Source organism: Actinokineospora auranticolor, assembly GCF_002934265.1.
GTDB classification, from domain to species: Bacteria; Actinomycetota; Actinomycetes; order Mycobacteriales; family Pseudonocardiaceae; genus Actinokineospora; species Actinokineospora auranticolor.
The window spans coordinates 94500-118890 of sequence record NZ_PTIX01000009.1 but is presented as its reverse complement, the minus strand read 5'-3'; the positions used below and the strand labels follow the sequence as shown (position 1 = coordinate 118890).

Here is a 24391-nt window from a genome sequence, read left to right as displayed (position 1 = left end):
ACGATCCACCCCGGGGTCCGCTAAGCGAGCGGCGTCACACCTCGGGGAACCCGCCCCGCACAACCTTCGCCGGTAGCCGAGATGATCACCCGAGTGGTCCCATGATGGGCGTGCCCCGACCCACGCGCGCCGAGCTTGCCGCGGCAAAGGACCAGACCATTCCCGACGTCATCGCCCCCGGCCTCGATATCGTGTTCTGCGGGATCAACCCGAGCCTGTACGCCGCGGCCACCGGCCACCACTTCGCCAGACCGGGCAACAGGTTCTGGCCCGCCCTGCACCTGTCCGGCCTCACCCCCCGCCTGCTGCGGCCGGACGAGCAGGACCTGCTGCCGGACTTCGGGTTGGGCGTCACCAACCTCGTCGCCCGCGCCACGGCCCGCGCGGACGAGCTGACCGACGACGAGCTGGCGGAGGGCGGCATCCGCCTGCGGAAGCTGGTCGCCGAGCACGTCCCCCACATCCTCGCGGTGGTCGGCGTGACGGCCTACCGAACCGCGTTCGGCGAGCCGAAGGCGGTACTCGGCGAACAGCCGGAACCCCTGGAGTCGGCCAGGGTCTGGGTCCTGCCGAACCCCAGCGGCCTCAACGCCCACTACCAACTGCCGGATTTCGCCACCAAGTTCGCCGAACTCCGCACCGCCACCCACACCCACGCGCGATGACGCGGACGCCCCTCGGCTCGCCCCCAGGCCACCAACCCGCCTTGCCCACCCGCCGCGTTCGCCACCGGGTCGAGCCCATCGACTCACCGCGATGGCGGCTTTGACCGCTGTTGCCCGGCCAACACTCCCACCGGGCCGCTTCCTTTGCCGCCACGTCCTTCCGCCGTCCTCGGCGCGAGCGACCGCCCCCTCAGCCCGCCGCGATGACCTCGATCTCCACCAGCCACTCGCGCACCAGCGTCCGCGCCACGATCGCCGTGGTCGGCACCGGCCTGCCGCCCAACGCGGCGACCCGCGCCGCCGCGTTCGCCTCGGCGTGGTCGGGGTCGGCCAGGTAGCTGGTCAGCCGGACGATGTTGTCCACCGTCATCCCGGCGGAGGCCAGGATCGCCCGGATGTTGTCCCAGATCAGGTCCAACTGCTCCGCCAACCCCGCCCCGGGCCGCCCCGCCGCGTCCAACCCCATCGTCCCCGCCACGAACAACAACCGCTCCGCCCCACGCACCTCCACCGCGTGCGCGTAGTCGGCGGTGGCCGGGTAAACACCCTCGGTCGGGCTATGCGTGATCATCTCCACCCCGGCGATGGTAGCCCTGCCGAATCGTCCTCGAGCGGGAGTCGCCGCGACCGCGGGCCTGTCACGATCGAACCCATGGCAGGACTACTGGGGCCCGTCTTCCAGACCCGCACCTACCGCCGGTGGGCGCACCTCGTGCTCGGCGGCGCGCTGTTCACCCCCTGCGCCTTCGCCGCCGGGACGGTGATCCCGCCCGCCACCACCGGCTGGCCGATGTGGTTGGTGGTCCCGCTGACCAGCCTGCTCTCCCTGCTGTTCGTGGTCGTCATCGCGTTCATCCCCGCCGTCCGGGTGGTCGAGGTGGCGGCGGCGCGGGAACTGTTGGGGGACAAGGTTCCCGAACAGGCCCCCGCCCCGTCCTGGTCGGCCCGGTGGCGCTTCGCCCTCTGGTTCCTGGCCCACCTCGTCACCGGCGCCATCGTCAGCGGCCTCACCCTCGCCGTGCCGCCCGCCGCCGTGGTCGCGTTCACCGTCCCCTACACCGGCGAGCTGAACTTCCTCGGCGGCCCGCTCCGCTTCGGTGACGGCTGGCAGGCCGCCTGGGTGCCGTTCGTGGGCATCGGGGCCGTGCTGCTGATCTTCCACCTGGCCACCCTCGGTGGCGCGGCGCTGACCCGCGCCGCGCCGCGGCTGCTCGGCCCCTCCACCCACGAGCGGCTGGCCTGGCTGGAACACCGGGCCGGACAACTGGCCGAGCGCAACCGACTCGCACGGGAGTTGCACGACTCCGTCGGCCACGCGCTCAGCGTGGTCACCGTGCAGGCCGCCGCGGCCCGGCGGGTGCTGGACACCGAACCCGAGTTCGTCGAACGCGCGCTGGCCGCCATCGAGGACTCCGCGCGTTCCGCCGTTGCCGACCTCGACCACGTGTTGGGCCTGCTGCGCGCCGCCGACCCGGCAACCAAGACTCCACAGTGGACCCTCAAAGACCTCCCCGGCCTCCTCGAGCGCACCAGGCTCGCGGGCGCCGAGGTCACGGCCGACCTCGCGGGCGACCTCGACGCCCCACCCGCCGCCGTCTCCCGGGAGGCGTACCGGATCGTCCAGGAGTGCCTGACCAACGCGCTGCGCCACGCCGGTACCGTCCCGGTGGGACTGCGGCTCGACGTCGGCGCCGAGGTCGAGCTGGAGATCGACAACCCGATCGGCGACCGGGTCCGCGCGCCGCGCGCGGGTGGCGGACAGGGACTGGTGGGCATGCGCGAACGGGTCGAGGTGCTCGGCGGGCACATCACCGCCGGGCCCGAGGACGGCCGCTGGGTCGTCCGGGTCCGGCTCCCCCTCGGGCGGTACGCGTGACCGCCACCGTGCTGCTCGTCGACGACGAGGACCTGATCCGCACCGGCCTGCGGATGATCATCGACACCGAGCCCGACCTGCGCGTCGTCGGCGAGGCGGCCGACGGCGCCGAGGTGCCCGCCCTGGTCGCCGACCTGGCCCCGGACGTCGTGCTGATGGACGTGCGCATGCCCGGCGTCGACGGCATCGACGCCACCCGGCGGCTCGTCGCCCACCCCGACCCGCCCAAGGTCATCGTCGTCACCACCTTCGAGAACGACGACTACGTCTACGACGCCCTGCGCGTCGGCGCGAGCGGGTTCCTGCTCAAGCGCACCCGCGCCGCCGACATCGTGCGCGCGATCCGGGTCGTCGCCGAGGGGGAGTCGCTGCTGTTCCCGGCCGCCATCCGGGCCCTGGCCGCGGGCCGGGGCACCGCGCACAAGCGGCTCGCGGGCATCACCGAGCGCGAGGCCGAGGTGCTGCGGCTGATGGCGACCGGCCTGTCCAACGCCGAGATCGCCGAGCGGCTGTTCGTCACCCTCCAGACGGTCAAGACGCACGTGGGCAACGTGCTGGCGAAACTCGGCGCGCGCGACCGGACACAGGCGGTGATCGCGGCCTACGAGTCCGGGTTCGTCACCCCCAGCTGACCCAGTTTCCTGCCCGAAATCGGGCAGGAAACTTGCCCATCGAGCTTCTCGGGTGTCAAGGTCTGGCGTGACCGAGTCACCGCCGCCGGACCTCGTCCGGCACGTCGCGGGTACCACCGGGTTGTCCCCGGAGGTGGCCGCGCGGGTCGTCGCCGACATCGTGGCCTACTTCGGCGAGACCGTCGAGGACTACGTCCGGCGCAGGCACGCCGAGCTGCGGCGCGGGCAGTACCGCAACGCCCAGATCTGGACCCGGGTGGCCGCCGAACTGGCCGCCCGACCGGTCGCCGCGCCCGCGCTGAGCGAACGCCAGTTGCGCCGCATCGTCTACGGGTAAGGGAGCAGCACGCACGTGTGTGGGATCGTCGGATACATCGGTGGCCGCGCGGCCACCCCGGTCCTCGTCGAGGGCCTGCACCGGCTGGAGTACCGGGGGTACGACTCCGCCGGGGTCGCGGTGCTGCGCCGCGGCCGGATCACCGTGACCAAGACCGAGGGCCGGGTCCGCGACCTGCGCGACCGGCTCGCCGAGTCCGCGCCCAGCCCGGCCACCACCGGCATCGCGCACACCCGCTGGGCCACCCACGGTGAGCCGTCGGACCGCAACGCGCACCCGCACCTGGACGCCGAGGGCCGGATCGCGGTGGTGCACAACGGCATCATCGAGAACGCCGAGGCGCTGCGCGCGAAGCTGGTCGCCGACGGCGTCGAGCTGGTCTCCGACACCGACACCGAGGCGCTGGCCCACCTGGTCGCCGCTGAGCTGGCAGGCGCGCCGACGCTGGAGGACGCCGTTCGCGCCGCCCTGCGCGGCGTCGAGGGCACCTACGGGCTCGTCGTGCTCGACCGCACCCGCCCCGACGAGCTGGTGGTCGCCCGCAACGGCAGCCCGATCGTGCTCGGCGTCGGCGACGGCGAGATGTTCGTCGCCTCCGACGTGGCCGCGCTCGTGCACCACACCCAGCGCGTGGTGTTCCTCGACGACGGCGAGCTCGCCACCCTGACGGCGGGGGAGTACCGCACGTCCACGCTGGACTCGCGGCGCACCACCAGCAAGCAGCCCACCACCGTCGACCTGGTCGCCGACGACTACGAGCTGGGCGGGCACAGCGACTTCATGCGCAAGGAGATGGCCGAGCAGGCCGAGGCCATCGCCCGGGCGCTCGCGGGCCGCCTCGACGAGCGCTTCGCCACCGCGCACCTGGGCGGCCTCGGCCTGGACCCGATGGCGCTGCGCGCGATCAAGCGCGTCAAGTTCCTCGGTTGCGGCTCCGCCTACTACGCCGGGCAGATGGGCGCGACGCTGGTCGAGGAGCTGGCCCGCATCCCCGCCGACGCCGAACCGGCCTCGGAGTTCCGCTACCGCAACCCGGTCGTCGACCCGGACACGCTCTACGTGGCGATCAGCCAGTCCGGCGAGACGCTCGACACCCTGGCCGCGGTGCAGGAGCTGCGCCGCAAGGGCGGCCGGGTGATCGGCGCGGTGAACGTCGTCGGCAGCGCCATCGCGCGCGAGTGCGGCAGCGGCGTGTTCCTGCACGCAGGCCCCGAGGTGTCGGTGGCCTCCACCAAGGCGCTGACCAACATGACGGTGTCCTTCGCGATGCTCGGCCTGCTGCTGGGCCGGGTCCGCGACCTGAGCGCCGCCTCCGGCCAGCGGATCGTCGCCGGGCTGCGCGCGCTGCCGGAGCGGGTCGCGCGGATCGTGGCCGAGGACGCGGAGATCGAGCGGATCGCCAAGCGGTTCGCCGACGCGCGGCACATGTTCTTCCTGGGCCGCGTGCGCGGCTGGCCCGTCGCGCGCGAGGGGGCGCAGAAGCTCAAGGAGATCTCGTACGTGCACGCCGAGGCGTACCAGGCCGCGGAGCTCAAGCACGGCCCGCTGGCGCTGATCGACGCCGAGATGCCGAGCGTCGTGATCGTCCCCGACGACGAGCTGCTGACCAAGAACATCGGCACCATCGAGCAGATCCGCGCGCGCGGCGGCCCCGTCATCGCGGTCACCAACGCGGACCTGCCCGACGGCCTGGCCGACGAGGTCATCCGGGTGCCGCGCGGTGAGCCCGAACTGGACCCGATCCTGCTGACGATCCCCTTGCAGCTCCTGGCGTACCACACCGCCAAGGCGCTCGGCCGCGATATCGACAAACCGCGCAATCTAGCCAAAAGCGTCACTGTCGAGTGAACCCCGGGGGACCCTTGTGTGACCCTTGCGCATCCCCCGTGGTGTTTTTCACGGTGCGCACGGCCACTTAGTTTCGCCGCACCGGCCCGCCAGCCCGGGTCCACCACCGTGGACCCGGGTCCCTGTCCTAACGGGTCCGGTGGAGGAGAAAACTCATGTCACGCAAAGCTGTGGTCGCGGCCGCGACCGCGGTGGCGACGGCGGTGGGTGGTGTGGTCATCGGGGTGGCCGCCAGCCAGGCCGGCGCCGCGCAAGACCAAGCCGCGAGCACCACTCGGGGTGCCGCCGCGCTGAGCCCGCAGGCGCGGGCCGCGGAGTTGGACCGCGCCAGCGGTGAAGCCGACTCCACGGCCCGCCTCCTGGGCCTGGGCGCCAAGGAGAAGCTGGTCGCCAAGGACGTGGTCGTCGACACCGACGGCACCCGCCACGTCCGCTACGACCGCACCTACGACAAGCTGCCGGTCCTCGGCGGCGACCTCGTGGTGCACCGGGCGGCCGACGGCCGCGTCAACACCGTGGACAAGGCCAGCGGTGAGACGATCAGCGTCGCGACCACGACGCCCGCGATCGCCGCCACCCGCGCCGCCGCCGCCGCGCCCGCGCTCACCGCGGAGAACAAGACCGGCGCCGCGAAGCCGGAACTGATCGTCTACGCGGCGAAGGGCAAGCCGGTCCTGGCCTACCGCACCACCGTGGAAGGTGCGGGCGCCGAGGTCGTCGTCACCGACGCCGCGTCCGGCGCGCTGCTCGACCGCTGGGAGAAGCGGCACGAGGCGACCGGCAACGGCTACCACGTCGGCACCGTCGACATCACCACCAGCGGCAGCTCGGGCAACTACACCCTGACCGACGCCAGCCGCGGCAACACCCGGGTGCTCGACGGCAACGGCGGTTCCGAGAACAGCCCGTCGTCGCGCGCCACCGCCTACACCGACGCCGACAACGTGTGGGGCAACGGCCAGCTCAGCAACCGCCAGACCATCGCCGTGGACGCGTACTACGGCCTGGCGAAGACCTGGGACTTCTACAAGAACACCTACGGCCGCAACGGCATCCGCAACAACGGCCAGGGCCACACGATGTACGTCCACATCGGATCGGGCCTGCTCAACGCCTTCTACGACGACTCCTGCTTCTGCATGGTCTTCGGCGACGGCAGCTCGCAGAACCAGAACACCCCGCTGACCGAGATCGACGTGGTCGGCCACGAGATGACCCACGGCGTCACCGCGGCCACGGCGAACCTCAACTACTCCGGCGAGTCCGGCGGCCTCAACGAGTCCGCCAGCGACATCTTCGGCACCATGGTCGAGTTCTCCGCGAACAACCCCAACGACCCGGGTGACTACTACATCGGCGAGAAGCTGCGCATGCCCACCGGCTACTTCCGCCGGATGGACAACCCGGCCGCGGACGGCTCCAGCCTCGGCTGCTGGCGCTCCACCGCGGGCCAGGTCGACGTGCACTACTCGTCGGGCATCGGCAACCGCTGGTTCTACCTGGCGTCCGAGGGCACCGGCAGCAAGACCATCGGCGGGCTCTCGCACACCGGCGGCACCTGCAACAGCACCACCTTCGCGGGTATCGGCAAGGACAAGGCCGCGGCGATCTTCTACCGCGCGCTGAGCACGTACATGACCTCGACGACCAACTACGCCGGGGCGCGCACCGCGACCCTGCAGGCCGCCGCGGACCTGTACGGCACCAACAGCCAGGAGCGGTACCTGACCAGCGTCGCGTGGGCCGCCGTCAGCGTCGGCACCGCGCTGCCGAACCCCGGGACCACCACCCCGCCGACCAGCACCACCAGCCCCACCGGTCCGACGACGACCACGACGGGCCCGACCACGCCGCCGACCGGCAACGCCATCACCAACGGCGGTTTCGAGTCCGGTCAGACCGGGTGGTCGGAGCAGGCCGTGGTCACCAACAGCACGCAGCAGACCGCGCGCACCGGTTCGTACTACGCCTGGCTGCTCGGCAACGGCTCGACCGCCAACGAGGCGATCAGCCAGCAGGTGACGGTCCCGTCCTCGGGCACCCCGACCCTGCGGTACTGGCTGAAGGTCACCACGCAGGAGACCGGGACCACGGCGTACGACACGCTCAAGGTCCAGGTCAACGGCACCACCAAGGTGACGTACTCCAACGCGAACGCCAGCAGCGGCTACGTCGAGCGCACGCTCGACATGTCCGCCTACAAGGGGCAGACCGTGACCCTGCGGTTCGCGGGCGTGGAGGACGCCTACCTGGCGACCAACTTCCTGCTCGACGACGTCAGCCTCGGCTGATCGGTTGACCCGTTCCCCGGCTCCGGCGGTGTGGCCCCGCCCGGAGCCGGGGAACGGCCGCGGCGGCCCGGGACCACTGCGCCGGACCGCCGCGGCTTCGCCCGCGCGTTCCCATTCCCAGTCAGGACAGGCTTCCCGGGTTGTCCGGCCCGGGTCGGAAGTTTTCCACCCGTAGACTTTCCCGGCGGTCGGCCGTCCACTTCGCACATTCCGACCGCTTTGTCCGGCTGGCGGATCGCGTTGTCCGACCCCTTTGGTCCGATGTGGGGTGATATCGGACACTCCGAGAAGCCGTTGGGTGCCTGACCTCGCGCCACCGACCAGCCCCGCTGGAACCGGCGATCGAGCACGACAACCGCCCGTCGCTCTGTCGCGGGTGGACGGTTACACGCCGCGACGGCGAGAAATTCGTGTGACTTGCGCCTCGTCCGGGCAACCGGGCGTTGGGTACGTTCTCGGCTTATGTCGGCCGCACCCCCGGTCCTCGGCCGGACCGCACTGCTCTCCCGCTGCCTCGGCGCGCTCGCCGACGGCCGCGGTGTGCTCCTGCACGGCCCGTCCGGCATCGGCAAGTCCCTGCTGCTCGGCACCCTCCTCGACCAGGTCCGCCCCGACTACGCGCACGTGCTGCGCACCCGCCCCGCCGCCGCCGACCGCGACCTGCCGCACGTGGCCCTCTACGACCTGCTGGCCAAGGTCCTCGCCGAACGCGCCGCGTGCCTGCCCGACCACCTGCGGTCCGCACTGGACACCGCGCTGCTGCGCGCCCCCGCCGCGCACCCGGTCGACCCGCTCGCGCTGCGCCTGGCCGTGGTCGACCTGCTGCGCGGCCTCGCCGACGACGGCCCGCTGCTGCTCGTCGTCGACGACGCCCAGTGGCTCGACCAGCCCAGCGCCGACGTGCTGGCCTTCGCCGCGCGCAGGCTCGGCGACCACCCCGTGGTCGTGCTGCTCGCCGAGTGCGGCGACGGCGACCCGACCCGCGCCGACCTGTCCCCGGCGCCGCCGCTGGAGGTCGAGGTCCCGGGCATCGACCTCGAGTCGCTCGGCGAACTGCTGCGCACCCGGCTCGACGACCCGCTGCCGCCCGCCACCGCCGCCCGCGTCGGCCGGGCCGCGGGCGGTAACCCGCTCTACGCCCTGGAACTGGGCCGCGCGCTGCTGCGCCACGGCGGCTCGGTGCCCGAGGACGAGCCCTTGCCGGTGCCCGGCAGGCTGCGCGAACTGGTCTGCGCCCGGCTCGCCGCGCTGCCCGACCGGGCCTGGGACGTCCTGCGGCTGGTGACTGTCGCGGTGCGGCCCGGCCTGGACCTCGTGCCGCTGGGCGACCCCGGGCTGGCCGCCGCGCGCGCCGCCGGGGTGCTGGTCGCCGACCACGACGGCGGGCTGCGGTTCAGCCACCCGCTGCTCGGCGAGATCGTCGCCGCCGAGGCCACCGCGGACCAGCGGACCGCCGCGCACGCCGTGCTGGCCGCGGCGGTGTCCGACCCGATCGAACGGGCCCGGCACCGCGCGCTGGCCACCGCCCGCCCGGACGCGCCGATCGCCGCCGACCTGGTCGAGGCGGCGGCGCTCGCGGTGTCCCGCGGTGCCCCCGGCAGCGCCGCCGACCTGCTGCGGCTGGCCGCCGAGCGCACGCCGGAGCCGGGGGAGCGGGCCGCGCGGCTGCTGGCCGCCGCACGCGCCGCCGCCGCGGCCGGGCTCAGCGCGACCGCCGCCGACCTGTGCCAGGCGCTGCTGCGCACCGCGGCGGGCACCACCAGGGCGTGGGCCCGGTTGCTGCTGTTCGACCTGGCCGGGCGCGACATCGTCGCCGCCGCCGGGCTGCTCGACGAGGTGGTCGCCGACGCGGGCGACGACCCGACGCTGCTGGCGTCGGTGCTGCTGCGCCGCGCCGAGGTGAGCACCCACCTCGGTCAGGTCACCGAGGCCCAGGCCCGGCTCGACGAGGCCGACCGGCTCGCCGCGCTCGCCGACGACCCGACGCTGCCCGTCCGGTCGCTGATCATGCGCATCCCGTTCGCCGCGGTGGCCGGGCCCGAGGTCGAGTCGGACCTGCTGGGCAGGCTGGCGGCCCGGGTTACCGGCGCCCCGCTGTCGGAACCGGTGGTGTTCTCCCGGGTCTACCTCGCGGTGATCAGCCTGCGCCGCGGCGAGGTCGCCGCTGCCGTCGAGCGGCTGGAGGAACTGCGCCGCGAAACCGAGTCGTCGGGGCGGGTCCGGGACCTGATCGCCGTGCTGTACTCGCTCACCTCCGCCTACGAGCGCGCGGGCCGCTGCGCCGAGGCCCGCCGCGTCGCCCTCCTCGGCGCGTCGCTGCGGGTCGACGTCGACCGGCACCCCGGCATCGGTCTGACCATGCGCGCGCTCGCCGAGCTGAACACCGGCAGCCTCGACCTGGCGGCGGACCTGCTGGCCCGCGCGTCCGAGGCGGACGAACAGGCCCGCGACAGCGAGTGGGCGGGCTACGCGCTGGGCCTGCGCGGCCGCGTCGCCATCCTGCGCGGCGACCACGCCACCGCGGCCAGACTCCTGGGGGAGTGCCAGCGGACCCTGCACGACATCGGCTTCACCGACCCCGCCCTGTTCCTGCACGACGCCGACCTGGCGGAATCCCTGGCGCTGTCCGGCGGCCTGGACCTGGCCCGAGAGGCGCTGCGCGCGGCCCGCGCCCGGGTGGCCGCACAGGGCCGCGCCGTGGTCACCCTCGGGCTGGACCGGGCCGCGGCCGTGATGATGGCCGTCTCCGGCCACCCCCGCCCAGCGGCGGACGCGCTGCGGGAGGCGTTACCGGAGGCACACCCGTACCCGCTGGAGTTGGCCCGCGCCTGGTTCACCCTGGGGACCCTGGAACGCCGCGCCCGCCGCAAGGCCGCCGCGCGAGAGGCCTTCGCCGAGGCGCTGCGCCGGTACACGGATGCGGGCTGCCTGCCCTGGGTGGAGCTGGCCGCGGCCGAACTGTCCAAACTGGACGCTCCCGACGCGCCACTGAGCGAGCTGGAGAACCAGATCCTCGGCAGGTTGCGAGAGGGTGCCACCAATCGCCAGATCGCGGCGGCCCTGCACCTGTCGATCAAGGCGGTGGAGGCGAACCTGACCCGCATCTACCGCAAACTGGGCATCCGCAACCGCGCGGAACTGTCCACTGTGGTGGATTAGAGGGGGAAGCACACGACGGTCGCGTACGCCTCGTGCGGCAGCGGCGGCCAGGTGTGGGTGAGCGTGAACGCGAGCAGGCCCGCCGTGCCCGCGAGACCGGCCGCCCGCCCCACTCCCGCAGCCGCCGCAGGGCCGGCAGCGTCGCGTAGCCGGTGAACGAGTACCGGAGCAGCATCACCACCCCGCCGAACGGCACGCCGCAGAGGACCGGCCCCGGGTCGGCCAGCGTGGAGAACGTCACCGCCCACCCCGCGACCAGCACCAGGACGGGCCGCCACCAACTCGGGTCGCGGTCCCGCCACCGGAACGCCAAGTGGTACCAGGACGGCGGGTCGTACTCGACCACGTGGTCCTCCTCCTCGTTCAGCGCCACAGGCACTTCGCGAGGACCCGGTCGTTCGGACGCCACCAGCGGCCACGTGTCGCGCATGCCTTCTTCACCCCATCCCGTTCAGTACCAGCAGTTGAGCGCGAACCAGACCTTGTTCGGCAGCGGTGGCCAGTCGTGGGCGAGGGTGAAGGCCAGGAAGACCAGTGCGGCCATCCGGCAGGTCAACCCCGCACGCCAGCCGCCCCACTCCTGGAACAGCTTGGCCGCGCGCAGCAGCGCGAAGAACGCGAGCGTGTAGCGCAGCCAGATGGTGAGGTTGCCCGTCGGGCTGCCACCGCAGATGATCGCGGCCCGGTTGTCGAGCGTCCAGAACACCAGCCCCCACGCCACGACGAACAACACCGTCGGCGCCCACCACGACGGTTCGTACGTCTTGCGGACCTCGAACTGGTAGACCGGTGCCATCGGCCGTACGTCCTGCACACGTGCTCCTCCCCGCCCTCATCACAGTGGGCGGACGCTGTCGATCCAGGCGGCGAGGAGGTCGAACAACCACCGCAGGCCCGCGCACAACCCGCTGCCCGAGGCCAGGGCCACCAGCGTCGTCGCGCACCCCACGGCCAACACCGCGGTCGGTGCCCACCAGTCCGGTTCGGGTGTGCGAGCCACCCAGACCCCCTCCTCCTCGTGCCACCGGAGAAGACGCGGTGGCCCCGGACAGTGTTGGCCGTCCACTGTGGAGGTGTGGTGGAGGAATCGTGCGAGTCGTGCCCAGAAACGCGCCACGCCCGCGGCTGCGGGCCGCGGGCGTGGAGGTCTTGTGGAGGTTCTCAGCTCACCCTGGCGTGTTGGGCGCGGGCGCCGCGCAGCACCTCGATCCGGTCGGTGCCGGGGCGGCCGAGCACCCAACTCGACCCCGGCACGGCCTTCGCGCGCTGCTTGAGCGGCGCGAGCAGCCGCGACGCCTCGCGGTAGGAGGACACCGAGCCCACCCCGCACACCAGGGACGCCAGCGACACCGTGACGGCCATGTTCTCCGTCGTCCACTGCCGGTCCACCAGCCGGGAGGCCAGCGCGGTGATCTCGTCGAGGTCGGTGACGACCAGGAAGTCGTCGCCGCCGACGTGCGCCACCCGGGTGCCGGGCAGGTCCCGCTCGGCGTCGGAGAGGACGCGGCCGATGTGCCGGATCAGGTCGTCGCCTGCGGCGAACCCGACGGTGTCGTTGACCCGCTTGAACGCGTCCACGTCCAGCCAGGCCACCACGAACATCTCCGCGGCGTGGATCCGCCGGTCGATGTCGCGGTCCACCGCCTCGCTGCCGGGCAGCCGGGTCAACGGGTTGAGCGCGGCGGCCTGCTCGATCTTGGCCTCGGCCACCCCGCGCACCACCTCGGACAGCCGCACCACGCCGACGCACACCCGGTCGGCGTCGACCACCACGACCTCGTCGCCCTGCCGGTCGTGGTCGGCCTCGCCGACCAGGTCCAGCAGCTGCAGGCAGGTCGCGTCCGCGCGGATGGCGCGCGGGTTGTCGCCGTGCCGCACCGCGGGCTTCTTCGCGTTGAGCGCGTGCCCGTAGAGACCGGCGACCGCGAGCAGGAACCGGCTGCGCAGCAACGTGCTCACCGGCCTGCCCTCCGCGTCGACCAGCACCACGCTGGTGACCTTCGGGTCGTCGGCGAAGGTGGCCCGCGCGTCCTCCGCGGTGGCCTCCTCGGACATCGTGGTGGCCGGGCGCAGGTAGTCCGACACCAGCGGCACGGTGGACGCGCCGGTGGTGGCGTTCAGCTCGATGATCTCCGCGACCGGGCGCGGCAGCGGCAGCGAGATCCCGCCGGAGCGGCTCTCCCCGGCCAGCAGGTTGCCCTGCGCCAGCCGGACACCGAGCCTGTTGAGGCAGAGCAGTTGGTCCTCCGACTCCACCCCGACCGCGGCGAGGCGGACGCCGGTCCGGGTGCAGTACTGGGCGAGGCACTCGACCACGGCGAGGCTCGCCGGGTCGTCCGGCAGCCCGGCGACCAGGTGCGCGTCGACCTTGACCAGGTCCGGTCCGACGTCGGCGAGCAGCGACAGCGGCAGGTCGCCGTCGCCGAGGGAGTCGAAGGCGATGCGGTAGCCCTCGGCGCGCAGCGCGTCCAGCCCGTTGATCAGCTCGGCGCGGTGCACCCGGCTGAACGGCGGGGTGATCTCCAGGACCACGTCCGCGGGCTTGCGGCCGGTCTGCGCCAGGGCGGGGCGCAGGAACCGCGCCAGGTCCTCGGCGGCGGTGGCGGTCGCCGCGACGATGTTGACGTGCAGCGGCAGCGGCGGGTCCGGCCGGGCGGCGGCGAGGACGGCCCGGCTGGCCAGCGAGATGTCGGTCTCCACCAGCCGTCCCGCCCGTCCCGCGGAGCGCAGCAGGCCGTACACGTCACCACTGCGCGGGCGGGCCAGGGCCTCGACGGCCACGGGCTCCCCGGTGCGGGTGCTGAGCAACGGCTGGAAGGCGAAGCTGACATCCGTCGCGACGGTCACCCTGTCATCTTGCCCGGCTATCGCGCTGTGGTGATAGTTAGTCACCATCTGTTCATCTTCGTGTGTTTCGGATAACGATCTCCGTGGGGCCGTTGGTCATCCGGGTGGGGAATGTCGGGATACCAACAGCTTCCGGCGAATCTCCCACGGGACGGCCCGGAAAACTCCGAGCATCGCCGCGGCGACCTCCCGGGGTCGCTCGCGTTCGCTCAGGTAGGCCCGCTGCAGCGGTTCGGGGAGGTCGAAGAAGGCGCCGAAGAACTCGGGCAACCGCCGCGGCGGCAGCCCGAGCAGCGCCCGCAACCCGTACCGGCGCAGGGCGTGCACCACCCGCGGCCCGGGCGACCACACCGCGGCCCGCCCCGCCCCGGCCGCCGTGACCGGATCCCGCGCCAGCCCCGCCGCGATGGCGGTGGCGACCCGGGGGGCGGTCGCGAGCACGTCGCCCACGCTGTACCCGGTGGCCGGGTGCACCATCCCCGCCGCGGCGCCGAAGGGAACGCAGCCGCGGTGGCGGACCGGGGTCGCGGGCACGTCGAGGGGGAACCGGACCCGTTCCACCGCCAGCGGCGACACCGGACCGATCCGGGCGTGGAGGCGGTCCTTGAGCTCCCCCCACCCGATCCCGGGGCGCGCGGCGAGGGAGGTCTCCTCCAGCAGGACGCGGTCCCCGGGCAGCGGGACGGCGTAGAGGAAGGTCGGGGGGAGCCCCCAGTCCATGAAGACCGCCTCACCCGAATGGACCGGAGGACCGACGTCCGAGGAACGCACCACAACCCCGTAGGCCGTCTGCTCCACCCGGGTACCCCGCACGGGCCCCCCGGACAGAACCCGCCGAAACCCACTCGCGTCGACAACGACCGCGCACGCGACCCGCCGCCCCGACCCCAACACCACGGTGGCCCCTCGAGGGCCGAACTCGGCCGTCACGACCTTGTCCACCACCTCGACGACACCGATGGCGCGGAACGCCGCCACCACGGAGGGGTTGTCCAGCACGGCGTAGCCCCTTCGCAGCTCCCGTCCGGATCCCCACACTTTGGTGGCCCGCTTCACCTTCGCGCCCATGGGGAGCCCGTCGACCTGATCACCCCATACCCCGAAGGTCGACCCCCACACCTCGCCGACCTTGGGGCCCACCACGGCCGTCGCCAGCCCCTCGCCAACGCACGCCGCCGCCACCGCCCACCCCGCCGGTCCGGACCCGACCACCACGACGTCCAGCCGCTCCACCGACCCACCTCCACTCGCCCCTCCGCCCAGACTCACCCGCGGCCGGCTTCCCCGCCAACCCGAGTCGACCTCTCACCTCACCGAACAAGTACAGATCGCTTCCTCTGCCAGCCCTCGCGAACGTATTCCGCCCCCACCACGCAGCCGTCTCGGCCACACCTCGCCGCGACCCATCCCGCCGCCCGATCCGGGCCACGTTGTCAACAGGCCGGATTCGTCCACGGACCACTCCTCCCAGTCCAAGTTCCACCGCCCTCCGCTCCGGCCCACCGGCTCGAGGCGCATCCCGCCCCACCAGCTCAAATCCCGCTGTCGGTCGCCCATTAAGATCATCTTTTGCCGACTTCCCGACTCCGCGGGTTATCCACATACCCCCGAGCAGTGAACCCTTTTCATCGTGGTTGACGGCAGGTTTCGATATGGTGCAGGACGACGATCGCGGTGGCTCGGCGTGGGCAGCAGCGGAGCTTGAGCAGGATCTTCCGGCCCTTGAGCAGCGACACGGCGCGTTCGCCGAGTGCGCGGATGCGGGCATGTGCCCGGTTGACCGCGTTCTGGTCGCGTGAGAGCCGTTGCCGGGTGGCGTGGCGCTTGAACGGAGTGCGCACCGTGCCACCCGCGCCTTGATACGCCTTATCGGCGAAAGCGGTGACGTCGTTGGTGGTCAGCATGTCGATCAAGCCGTGTGCGCGGGCTGCGGTCGGGTCGTGGACGGCGCCCGGTAGGGCTGGCGAGGCCCACACCAACCGCCCTGCCGGGTCGGCGAGGATCTGCACGTTGACGCCGTGGCGTCGGTGTTTCCCCGAGAAGTACGGCTTCTGGTCGGCGACGCGGTCGATCGGAACGAGGGTGCCGTCAAGGACCGCGTAGGCCAGTCGGGCAGCCCTTTCGCCGGCGGCACGGAGGTCCTCGGCCGAGCCGGCGAGGAGGTCCACCGCTTCACGGATGTAGCGCCGGGCGGTGCTGTGGGAGATGCCGGATCCGACCGCGAGGCGGGCGTGGGTGTCACCGTTGCGCAGGTGGGCAAGTACGAGCAGTGCCTGGCGACCGGGTTCCAGTCGACGCCATCGGGACCTAGGTCGCGTCCGCTCCGCGCGGATGAGATCGGCCAAGTGGACGAGGGTGTGGTTGGACAGCGGAATCGCGGCAGGGTAAGACAGCACGGCGAGGCTCCCGGTTGGGGCATCGGATCTTGGTCGACTGCTGTCTTACCGGGAGCTTCGCCCGCCACTCTCCCCCCACTCAGTCCGCGCCGTGACCTGCGACGTCACGATGAAAAGTACACAAGTTTCTCGCCCATCAAGGAAAAGCCCGCACCGCCGATAAGCTGGAGCAGGGCTGTCCCCCCAGTGGAGTGGCGGGGGCTGCGCCGGCGTCGACGTCGGCAGTGAAAGCGCGGGGGCGGTGACGGAGCCTGCGAAGCGCCCCTCGCGGAGGATCGTGCCGGGGCGGGCTCAAGGGGCCGGCCGACGGGCCGGGGCGAACGGTGACGTGGCGTCGGTCGACCGCCGTCCCGCATCGGTGGACGGGCCTGTCTAGGCTCGGCGCATGTCGGATCACGAGCAGCGGCGGGTGGCGCGGCGCGACGGGGCGCGGGCCGCGAACGACCTGACGGCCAACCCGTTCCGGGCCGACCGGGACCGGATCGTGGCGTCGCCGTTCTTCGCGCGGTTGGGCGGGGTCACGCAGGTGGTCAGCGCCAGCGGGTCCGGGTTGCTGCACAACCGGTTGACGCACAGCCTCAAGGTGGCCCAGGTGGCGCGGGCCATCGCGGAGCGGTTGGCGGCCGACCCGGAGGCCGCGCCGCTCATCGCCGACCTCGGCGGCTGCGACCCGGACGTGGTCGAGGCCGCCGCCCTGGCCCACGACCTCGGCCACCCGCCGTTCGGGCACCTCGGCGAGCAGGTCCTCGACCGCCTGGCCCGGCACCGCTTCGGGCTGTCCGACGGGTTCGAGGGCAACGCGCAGAGCTTCCGCATCATCACCACGACCGACACCCGCGGCCCCAGCGCCGCCGGGCTCGACCTGACCGCCGCCGTCCGCGCGGCGACGCTGAAGTACCCGTGGACGCGCCTGTCCCACCCCGTCCCGCACCCCCGCGACCTGGCCGACCCGCCGCGCGGCGCCGCCGAACCGGCGGACTCGCCGGGGACCGGGTCCAGCAAGTTCTCCGCGTACGTCACCGAGCTCGACGACCTCGCCGAGGCCCGCGCGGTGTTCGACGGGCTGGTCGAGCCGTGGCAGCAGACCGTCGAGGCGTCGATCATGGACAACGCCGACGACATCGCCTACGCCATCCACGACCTCGAGGACTTCCACCGGATCGGCGTCCTGCAGCACGCCCCGGTGTCGGCCGAGCTGGGCCAGTGGGAGTCCGACCGCCGCGAGTTCGCCCGCCTCGACCCCAGCGACCTGACCGCGGGCCGCCGCCCCGGCCAGTCCCTGGAGCGGCTGCGCAGGCGGCTGCTGGCCCGCGACTCCTGGATCTTCGACGACGACGCCTTCGCCGCCGCGGTGTCGCGGGTGCGCGCGGAACTGGTCGACGACCTGCTGTCGGTGCCCTTCGACGGCTCGGTCGACGCGGAGCAGGCGTTCGGCCGCTTCTCCTCCGGCTGGACCGCGCGGCTGGTCGCGGGCGTGCACGTCATCGCCGACCCGCCCACCCGCTCCGGGCACGTCCTGCTCGGCGGCGGGCAGTGGCACGAGGTGCAGGTCCTCAAGTTCGTCCACCGGCGCTTCGTGCTGCTGCGCCCCGACCTGGCCCTGCACCAGCGCGGCCAGGCCCGGCTGCTGACCAAGCTGGTCGAGGCGCTGGAGCAGTGGCTCGCCGACCGCTACGAAGCCGACCGCCTCCCGCGCCGCCTGCACGACCTGGTCGAACTCGCCCGCGCCGAGTACACGTGGCTCGGCGACGAACACCCCGGCGCGCTGGTCGGCGCCACCGGCGACACCCCGACGGGCGAGGCGGCCCTGCTGTCCCTGGCCCGCGGCCGCGCCGTCATCGACTTCGTCGCCTCCCTCACCGACGGCCAGGCGGCGACCCTCCTGGAAGCGCTCTCCGGCCGCACCGGCCAGTTCTGGTCGGACGCCTTCGTCCTGTAGCCCGCGCGGTCGGCGCCCTGGCCGCCGCCGCTCGGGGCGTGATTTCGGTGTCCGGCCACATGCGTCGAAGTTGTCCACAGACCCGCCTGCACCACTTCGCCCGCCCGCCGCGACCGAAGAGAATTGAAATAGGGGTTCCCCTATTGCGGGGGACCCCTCGCGGGCGTTGGCGACGAGCGAGAAGCGGTGCGGCGGGCCGGGGCTCCACACGGCTGCTTGGCCCGATGTTGCCGTAGCCGCAGGGTGTTCCAGCCAGCCAAACGAGAGTCTTGGGACGGGCTCGTCCCGTCGACGGCCCGGCCGCCTGCTTCCGCGCGACAGGCAAGTCGGTGGGACCAACCGCGAGTGAGCCGGGCCGAGTGTGGACGGCCGAGCGGGCGGCTCGGCATCGCCGTACGCCTGTCGACCACGCAAGCGGACCGAGGTTCCGGCGTTCTCCGTTCCCGATGACTCCGGACCGTCCGGGCGACCTCCCGCGAACGCCCGGACGGGACGTTCCCGCGTGGCCCGGGTGCCCGTCGCGGGCATCGGGCGCTGTCAAGACAGACCACCACGCTCGGCGAGATCTTGTTGGCACTTAGCCGTATCGGGCGTCGCAAGACAGTGGTGGGTAAATACCGAGCGTCACATCATGTGAGTGATCATCACTCGAACGGTAGATGTCCACCCGTTGGTGTGAACCCTACGTTGGCGTCGCCGGGGGCTTCCCCGGCGTCGGTGCGCGTGGGTCGGGGCACGCACAGACGGGGGAGGACCCGTGCGTTCATCCGATCGCCCAGTCCGGTCGAGATCGGCGCTGTCGCGTCGCGGCCCAGCCGTGACGGCCACTTGCGCCGCCGCGCTGGTGTTCGGGGTCGTCGCGCCGGTGGCGGCCCAGCCGCTGCCCGCGACCGCCGCGCAGGACAACGCCGCGCGGCAGATCGCGGCGTTGCAGCGGTTCAAGCAGGTCCAGACCAAGGCCGAGTCCAAATTGGACAGCCGGTTGCTGGTCGAGCAGAAGCTGCGCCGCGACCGCGCCGCCGCCGCGGCGGTACCGCGCGTGCAGACCGGGGCCAAGGTCTCGTCCGGCGGCACCGTGCTCGTCGACATCACCGCCGACAAGGTCTCCGACGACCTGCTCGGCTCCCTCACCAAGGCGGGCGCGGGAATCCGGTCGGTGTCCACCGACGCCGGTGCCGTGCGCGCCGACGTCCCGCTCGCCGCGCTGACCGCGGTCGCGGGCCGCCCCGACGTGCGGCACGTGAGCGAGGCCGCGGGTGCGATCACCGCGGCGCAGCAGCCGCGCGCGGGCGTTCCCGCCAAGCCGGAGTCCAAGGAGCAGAAGGCCGCCCGCATCGCCGAGCGCGTCCGCGCCGCGGTCGAGGCGCGGGAGAGCGGCCGCGCCGCCGTCGTCACCAGCGAGGGCGACCGCGCGCACAACGCCGACACCGCCCGCGCCACCTACGGCGTCACCGGCGTCGGCGTGAAGCTCTGCGCGCTCTCCGACGGCATCGACTCGCTCGAGGTCTCCCAGGCCGCGGGCGAACTGCCCGCCGTCGACGTCGTGCCCACCCAGGAGGGTGAGGGCGACGAGGGCACCGCGATGCTGGAGATCCTGCACGACCTGGCCCCCGGCGCCGAGCTCGGCTTCGCCTCCGCGTTCAACAGCGAGGCCAGCTTCGCCGACAACATCCGCACCCTGCGCCGCAACCACGGCTGCGACATCATCGTCGACGACGTCCTGTACTTCGTCGAATCCCCGTTCCAGGACGGCCTGATCGCCCGCGCGGTCAACGACGTCACCGCCGACGGCGCGCTGTTCTTCTCCTCCGCGGGCAACGACGGCAACACCGGCGACGGCACGTCCGGCCACTGGGAGGGCGACTTCGTCGACTCCGGCCACGTCGTCGGCAAGTTCGCGGGCACCGCGCACGACTTCGACCCTTCGGCCACCACGCAGGTCTTCGAGCCGGTGTCCACCGAGTCCACCTCGGTGCCCGTCACCCTGCACTGGTCGGACCCGCTCGGCGCCTCCGCCAACGACTACGACCTGTACCTGTTCGACAGCGCGGGCAACGTCGTCGCGTTCAGCCAGGACGTGCAGGACGGCACCCAGGACCCGTTCGAGCTGCTGCGCACCCCCGCCACCGGCGCCGGGCTGCGGCTGGCGGTCGTGAAGTTCAACGGGCAGAACCGGTACCTGTCGCTCTCCGCGCTGCGCGGCCGGTTCACCAACTCCGCCGACGGCCTCAAGGCGTTCACCACCCCCGGCGTGACCGTCGGGCACTCGGCGGCCAAGCAGGCGTTCAGCGTCGCCGCCGCGCCCGCCAACAACCCGCTGCCGTTCGACCTGGAAACCGGCGACCCGGCCAACCCGCGCGGCCCCTTCCCCGGCGCGTTCGACGCCAACTCCAAGCTGGAGCGCTTCTCCTCCGACGGCCCGCGGCGGGTCTTCTACCAGCCCAACGGAACCCCGATCACGCCGGGCAACGTCGGCGCCACGGGTGGTGAAGTGCGCACCAAGCCGGACATCACCGCGGCGGACGGCGTGCAGACGAGCGTCTCCGGCTTCCGGCCGTTCTTCGGCACCTCGGCCGCGGCACCGCACGCCGCCGCGATCGCCGCGCTGGTCCTCTCCGGCAACCCGGGGATCGCGCGGTCCGAGGTGCGCGAGGCACTGGTGAACACGGCGGTCGACCTCGGCCCCGCCGGGTTCGACGCCCGCACCGGGGCGGGTGTGATCCTGGCCGACCGGGTGCTCGCCTACACCGGCGCCAGCCCGCAGCCGCGCGCCCTGGCGCAGTCGCCGAAGGTCGCGCCCGCCGACGGCGGGGACCTGGTCGACCCGGGCGACACGGTCGCGGTGACCCTGCCGGTGACCAACACCGGCGACGCCGACGCGGTGTCCACCAGCGTCGTGGTGACCTCGCCGACGGCCAACGTCGTCATCACCCCGCGCTCCCAGGGCTACGGCACCGTCGCGAAGGGACAGACGGTGAACCGCGAGTTCACCGTGCGGGTGCCGTTGAGCCACCCGGTGGGCACGCCGGTCGTGCTGGACGCCCGGGTGACCTTCGCGGCGGCCGCGTCGCCGACGCGCGGGACGTTCTCGTTCCCGGTCGGCAGGCCGTCGCCCGTCGCCCAGACGTTCTCGTACACGGGACCGCCCGTCGCGGTGCCGGACATCAGCACGGTCGGCGCCAGCGTGACCATCCCGGTGTCGGGCGTCGGCCCGGCGTCGAAGGTCACCTTCTCCGTCGACGGCACCACGTGCACCTCGGCCATCGGCGCCACCACGGTGGGCATCGACCACACCTACGTGGAAGACCTCGTCGGCACCCTCACCGCCCCCAACGGCACCTCCGTCACCCTGCACAACCGCAACGGCGGCAGCGGCAACAACCTCTGCCAGGTCGTCTTCGACGACTCGGCGGCGGCCACCTTCGCCTCGCTGTCGTCGGCGGTGGCGCCCTACACGGGCACGTGGCGGCCGAACCAGTCGCTGACGCCGTTCACCGCGGTGCAGGCCAACGGCAACTGGACCTACAAGGCCACCGACGGCGCCGCCGGGGACACCGGCTCGATCCGCGCGGTTTCCCTGCACATCAACGGATACGTGACCCCGCCTCCGGGAGCCTGAGGCCACCCGATGAGGTGAAAGGGCCGCGCACCGGGAACCCCGGTGCGCGGCTCTTCCGTTACCTGGTCGGCCGTTCCCATCCAGGACGTCCCCGGCACACCCCCACCACAGGCACCCCCTGTGGCGATGCCCCACGCCCTCATCCGGGGTGGCCCACTGGCCGCCGTGGCTGAGAGGCCGGGCGATCGCCAACCACGGTTGTCTCCTGTGGCGATGCCGCACGCCCTCATCCGAGTGGCCCACCGGGTGCGGTGGTCGAGAGGTGGTCGATCGTCGACGACGGTCGTGTCCCGTGGCGATGCCGCACGTCTTCGTCCGGGGTGGCCTAGTGGGCTCTGTGGGTGTGCGGCGGGCGACCGTCCGAGCGCGGTCGTGTCCTGTGCTGGTGCCGCGCCTCTTTGTCCGGGGGTGGCCCAGTGGGCGCCGTGGGCGCGCGGCGGGCGATCGCCCGGATGCGGCTGTCTCCTGTGGTAGTGCCCTATGCCCTCATCCGGGTTGGCTCCGTAGGGCACCATGGGCGAGAGGTTCGGTTGCCGAGTGCTGCCGTCTTTTGTGGCGATACCGCGGATTTCATCTAAGGGCCACTAGGCGCCGCGGATGAGAGGTGGACGATCGCGAGCGCGGTCGTGTCCTGTGGTGGTGCTGCGCGTCTTCATCCGAGGTGGCCCGCTGGGAGCTGTCGATGGGAGGCGGACAGTCGCCCGAGCGCGGTTGTTCGTGTGGTGGTGCCGCGCGTCTTTGTCCGGAGTGGCCCGGTGAGCACTGTGGATGATGATGAGGTGACGCTCGCCCGAGCGAGGCTGCCTCCTGCGGTGGTGCCGCACGTCTTCATCCGGCGCGGCTCGTGCTGGTGGGTGCTGTGTGCGGGGATAGGCGTTGCTGAGCGCGGGTGTCTTTCCGTGGCGATCCCGTGCGTGCGAAAGGCCGTGTCCGGCGGGTGTGATGGAGCGGTTGCCCGCTGCGGGTGTCGCACGTCTTCCCTCGGCGTGACCCGTACCGTGGGGTGCCATGGGCAAGGGTAGGGCGGTGGCCGGGGGCGGGCGGGCCGTCGAGGTCGTGGCCGGGCGGGTGCCGGGGTGGTTCGCGCGGTTCGCCGAGCGCAACGGGGGTGTGGTGCGCACGGTCGTCGGGCCCGACGAGATCGTTGTCTGGTCCGGGGATGGGGTTACCGCGACCGTCGCTGTGCCGTTCGGGCCGTTGGCGGGTGTCGTGGGGGAGCGGGACGGGTTGGACGTCAGCGCCCTGGTCGAACACCTGGCCGTGCCGCGTCGGGTCGGGCTGCTGCTGGTCCGGCTCGGTGGGCACAGCGTTGGCGTCGCGGAGGCGGGACAAGTCGTGGTCTCCCGTACCGACCGCCACCTGGTGCACGGCCGCAGCGCCGCGGGCGGCTGGTCGCAGCAGCGGTTCGCCCGGCGGCGGGAGGGGCAGGCCCGGCACGCCTTGGAGGCCGCGGCGCGGGACGTCGGCGAGGTGCTGGGGAGTCGCGTCGGGGAGCTGTCCGCCGTTGTCCTCGGCGGTGACCGGCAGGCCCTCGACACCCTGCGGGCCGAGCGCGCGCTGGCCCCGGTCTTCGCGCTCGCCGTACCGCGGGTGCTCGACATCCCCGAACCCCGGCGGACCGTGCTGGACGACGCCGCCGAGCGGGCCTTCGCCGTCGAGGTGGTGCTGCGCGACCCGGACTGACCCGCGCGGGGGAGGGGTCCACAGGGGAAACACAGGTTCGTGCCGCACAGTGGTGCCATGAGCGAGACCCCGCCACCCCAGGACCCACGGCAGCCGCCACCCGCCACCGGGCACGGCGGCGGTTCCCCCGACAGCGCCGCCCTCCAGGACACCCCGTCGGACAGCGGTTCCACCCAGCAACTCCCCACCGGCGACCCCACCCCGCCGCCCACCCCGACCCCACCCGCCCGCCCCCGCGGCCCGCGCGTGGCGGGACGCCAGGTGAGCGTCCTGGTCGCGGGTCTCACGGGCGTCGCCCTGCTCCTGGTCGGCGGCATCGCGGGCTACGCCATCGGCCATGACGGCCACCCCGGCGGACGAGCGGGCTTCTCCCGCCCCGGCCACGACGGCCGCGGCGGCCCGGAGTTCCGCGGCGGCCCCGGCTTCCGCGACGGCCCACGGGACCGCGGCCCCGAAGGCCGCCCGGCCCGTCCCGGCCCCCGCGACAACAATCCGACCCCCTCCACCACCCCCAGCGCACCGACCCCCTCGACGACCCCCAGCTCACCGGCTCCCACCACCACAACCGGCTGACCCCACAGACCGGTCGCCCCCCGGCGCCACGCCCAACCATCCATCCCCCCGCGAGGTTGGGCGTGGCGGGGCGACCCGATCTGCATGTCGCCGGTGATGTACGCCGCCGACCCCGGCGCCCACGTGGCTGACCGGGACCGGCGGCCGGACTCCACCGCGTGGTGAGCGCCTCAGTCCGGCCAGTACCTCCAGCCCGGCCGCGGCGCTGTCGCCGACGTTGACCGGGCGCGGGTGTGCGGCAGGGCGACAACGAACGCGTCCTGGGCATCGGTCTTCGCGCGACTGGGGTGAGAGGTCGGCGATATGGCGCGTGGCCAGGCCGGGCAGGTGGCTGATCGCGTGGGCGGCCGCGACCGGCGGCGCCCCGATCGCGACCTGCTGGTCGTCCCCCGGCCGGTTCGTTGTTCTTCGCGCGCTTGCCGCGCTCGGTGGTCGCCGACCCAGCGGTTGTCGAGCCTCGCCGTGCGCCCCGATCGGGTGCTTTCCATCCACAGGCCGCCGCCGAACCTCGGCTGACCTGGGCTTT

17 protein-coding genes and 1 pseudogene are annotated in these 24391 nt (G+C 73.0%); 11 read left to right on the top strand and 7 right to left on the bottom strand.

What is annotated here, in order from left to right; genetic code table 11:
* The first annotated feature begins 110 nt into the window (after positions 1-110).
* Positions 111-665 (top strand): G/U mismatch-specific DNA glycosylase, encoded by a 555-nt coding sequence (mug, locus tag CLV40_RS17985; protein ID WP_245931355.1) that lies wholly within the window; start codon positions 111-113, stop codon positions 663-665.
* A gap of 190 nt (positions 666-855) precedes the next feature.
* Here mug and CLV40_RS17980 read toward each other — a convergent pair whose 3' ends face one another.
* Complete coding sequence (locus tag CLV40_RS17980; RefSeq protein ID WP_245931354.1) at positions 856-1236, bottom strand: RidA family protein; 381 nt, start codon at positions 1234-1236, stop codon at positions 856-858.
* An 81-nt stretch (positions 1237-1317) separates the two neighbouring features.
* On the opposite strand from CLV40_RS17980, the gene CLV40_RS17975 reads away from it, so the two are divergent.
* The 6 genes from CLV40_RS17975 (at position 1318) to CLV40_RS17950 (ending at position 10808) form a co-directional block, all read left to right on the top strand.
* Entirely contained in the window at positions 1318-2541 is a 1224-nt protein-coding gene (locus tag CLV40_RS17975; RefSeq protein ID WP_104480095.1) for a sensor histidine kinase, read from the top strand.
* On the top strand, positions 2538-3173 hold the full coding sequence (locus CLV40_RS17970; RefSeq protein WP_104480094.1) for a response regulator: 636 nt from the start codon (positions 2538-2540) through the stop codon (positions 3171-3173). Before CLV40_RS17975 ends, CLV40_RS17970 begins: the two co-directional genes overlap by 4 nt.
* Positions 3174-3240: 67 nt before the next feature.
* Positions 3241-3510: a hypothetical protein gene (locus CLV40_RS17965; RefSeq protein ID WP_104480093.1), complete on the top strand. Its 270-nt coding sequence runs from the start codon at positions 3241-3243 to the stop codon at positions 3508-3510.
* Positions 3511-3525: 15 nt separating this feature from the next.
* Positions 3526-5358, top strand: a complete 1833-nt coding sequence (glmS, locus tag CLV40_RS17960) for a glutamine--fructose-6-phosphate transaminase (isomerizing) (protein WP_104480092.1) — start codon at positions 3526-3528, stop codon at positions 5356-5358.
* A 155-nt stretch (positions 5359-5513) separates the two neighbouring features.
* Positions 5514-7649, top strand: a complete 2136-nt coding sequence (locus CLV40_RS17955) for a M4 family metallopeptidase (RefSeq protein ID WP_104480091.1) — start codon at positions 5514-5516, stop codon at positions 7647-7649.
* Between the two features lie 462 nt (positions 7650-8111).
* Positions 8112-10808 carry an ATP-binding protein gene (locus tag CLV40_RS17950; protein WP_104480090.1) on the top strand — a complete coding sequence of 899 codons (2697 nt, stop codon included), beginning with the start codon at positions 8112-8114 and terminating at the stop codon, positions 10806-10808.
* 451 nt (positions 10809-11259) lie between these two features.
* Here CLV40_RS17950 and CLV40_RS17945 read toward each other — a convergent pair whose 3' ends face one another.
* The 5 genes from CLV40_RS17945 to CLV40_RS17930 form a co-directional block, all read right to left on the bottom strand.
* On the bottom strand, positions 11260-11622 hold the full coding sequence (locus CLV40_RS17945; RefSeq protein WP_146108090.1) for a hypothetical protein: 363 nt from the start codon (positions 11620-11622) through the stop codon (positions 11260-11262).
* Positions 11623-11643: 21 nt separating this feature from the next.
* Positions 11644-11808, bottom strand: coding sequence for a hypothetical protein (locus tag CLV40_RS38095; RefSeq protein ID WP_181043574.1), 165 nt, complete (start codon positions 11806-11808; stop codon positions 11644-11646).
* Between the two features lie 161 nt (positions 11809-11969).
* Complete coding sequence (locus CLV40_RS17940) at positions 11970-13655, bottom strand: bifunctional diguanylate cyclase/phosphodiesterase (RefSeq protein ID WP_104480088.1); 1686 nt, start codon at positions 13653-13655, stop codon at positions 11970-11972.
* Between the two features lie 96 nt (positions 13656-13751).
* Positions 13752-14888, bottom strand: a complete 1137-nt coding sequence (locus tag CLV40_RS17935) for a lycopene cyclase family protein (protein WP_245931353.1) — start codon at positions 14886-14888, stop codon at positions 13752-13754.
* 392 nt (positions 14889-15280) lie between these two features.
* Complete coding sequence (locus tag CLV40_RS17930) at positions 15281-16051, bottom strand: transposase family protein (protein ID WP_104480087.1); 771 nt, start codon at positions 16049-16051, stop codon at positions 15281-15283.
* A gap of 385 nt (positions 16052-16436) precedes the next feature.
* Here CLV40_RS17930 and CLV40_RS17925 point away from each other — a divergent pair, with 385 nt between their 5' ends.
* The 4 genes from CLV40_RS17925 (at position 16437) to CLV40_RS17910 (ending at position 23865) form a co-directional block, all read left to right on the top strand.
* Complete coding sequence (locus CLV40_RS17925) at positions 16437-17990, top strand: deoxyguanosinetriphosphate triphosphohydrolase family protein (RefSeq protein ID WP_104480086.1); 1554 nt, start codon at positions 16437-16439, stop codon at positions 17988-17990.
* 817 nt (positions 17991-18807) lie between these two features.
* The gene (locus CLV40_RS17920) at positions 18808-21609 is read left to right on the top strand and encodes a S8 family serine peptidase (RefSeq protein WP_104480085.1); all 2802 of its coding nucleotides are present in this window, start codon (positions 18808-18810) and stop codon (positions 21607-21609) included.
* 1008 nt (positions 21610-22617) lie between these two features.
* Positions 22618-23292 (top strand): acVLRF1 family peptidyl-tRNA hydrolase, encoded by a 675-nt coding sequence (locus tag CLV40_RS17915; protein ID WP_104480084.1) that lies wholly within the window; start codon positions 22618-22620, stop codon positions 23290-23292.
* A 57-nt stretch (positions 23293-23349) separates the two neighbouring features.
* Positions 23350-23865, top strand: a complete 516-nt coding sequence (locus CLV40_RS17910; protein WP_104480083.1) for a hypothetical protein — start codon at positions 23350-23352, stop codon at positions 23863-23865.
* A 174-nt stretch (positions 23866-24039) separates the two neighbouring features.
* On the opposite strand, the pseudogene CLV40_RS39575 reads toward CLV40_RS17910, so the two are convergent.
* A pseudogene (locus CLV40_RS39575) lies at positions 24040-24249 on the bottom strand (IS110 family transposase); the annotation flags it as partial.
* Positions 24250-24391 lie beyond the last annotated feature (142 nt).

Excerpts from the sequence above, each read along its gene's own strand:
- CLV40_RS17980 (WP_245931354.1), bottom strand. The coding sequence starts at position 1,236 with ATGATCACGCATAGCCCGACCGAGGGTGTTTACCCGGCCACCGCCGAC.
- CLV40_RS17975 (WP_104480095.1), top strand. The coding sequence starts at position 1,318 with ATGGCAGGACTACTGGGGCCCGTCTTCCAGACCCGCACCTACCGCCGG.
- CLV40_RS17955 (WP_104480091.1), top strand. The coding sequence starts at position 5,514 with ATGTCACGCAAAGCTGTGGTCGCGGCCGCGACCGCGGTGGCGACGGCG.
- CLV40_RS17950 (WP_104480090.1), top strand. The coding sequence starts at position 8,112 with ATGTCGGCCGCACCCCCGGTCCTCGGCCGGACCGCACTGCTCTCCCGC.
- CLV40_RS17925 (WP_104480086.1), top strand. The coding sequence starts at position 16,437 with ATGTCGGATCACGAGCAGCGGCGGGTGGCGCGGCGCGACGGGGCGCGG.
- CLV40_RS17915 (WP_104480084.1), top strand. The coding sequence starts at position 22,618 with ATGGGCAAGGGTAGGGCGGTGGCCGGGGGCGGGCGGGCCGTCGAGGTC.
- CLV40_RS17910 (WP_104480083.1), top strand. The coding sequence starts at position 23,350 with ATGAGCGAGACCCCGCCACCCCAGGACCCACGGCAGCCGCCACCCGCC.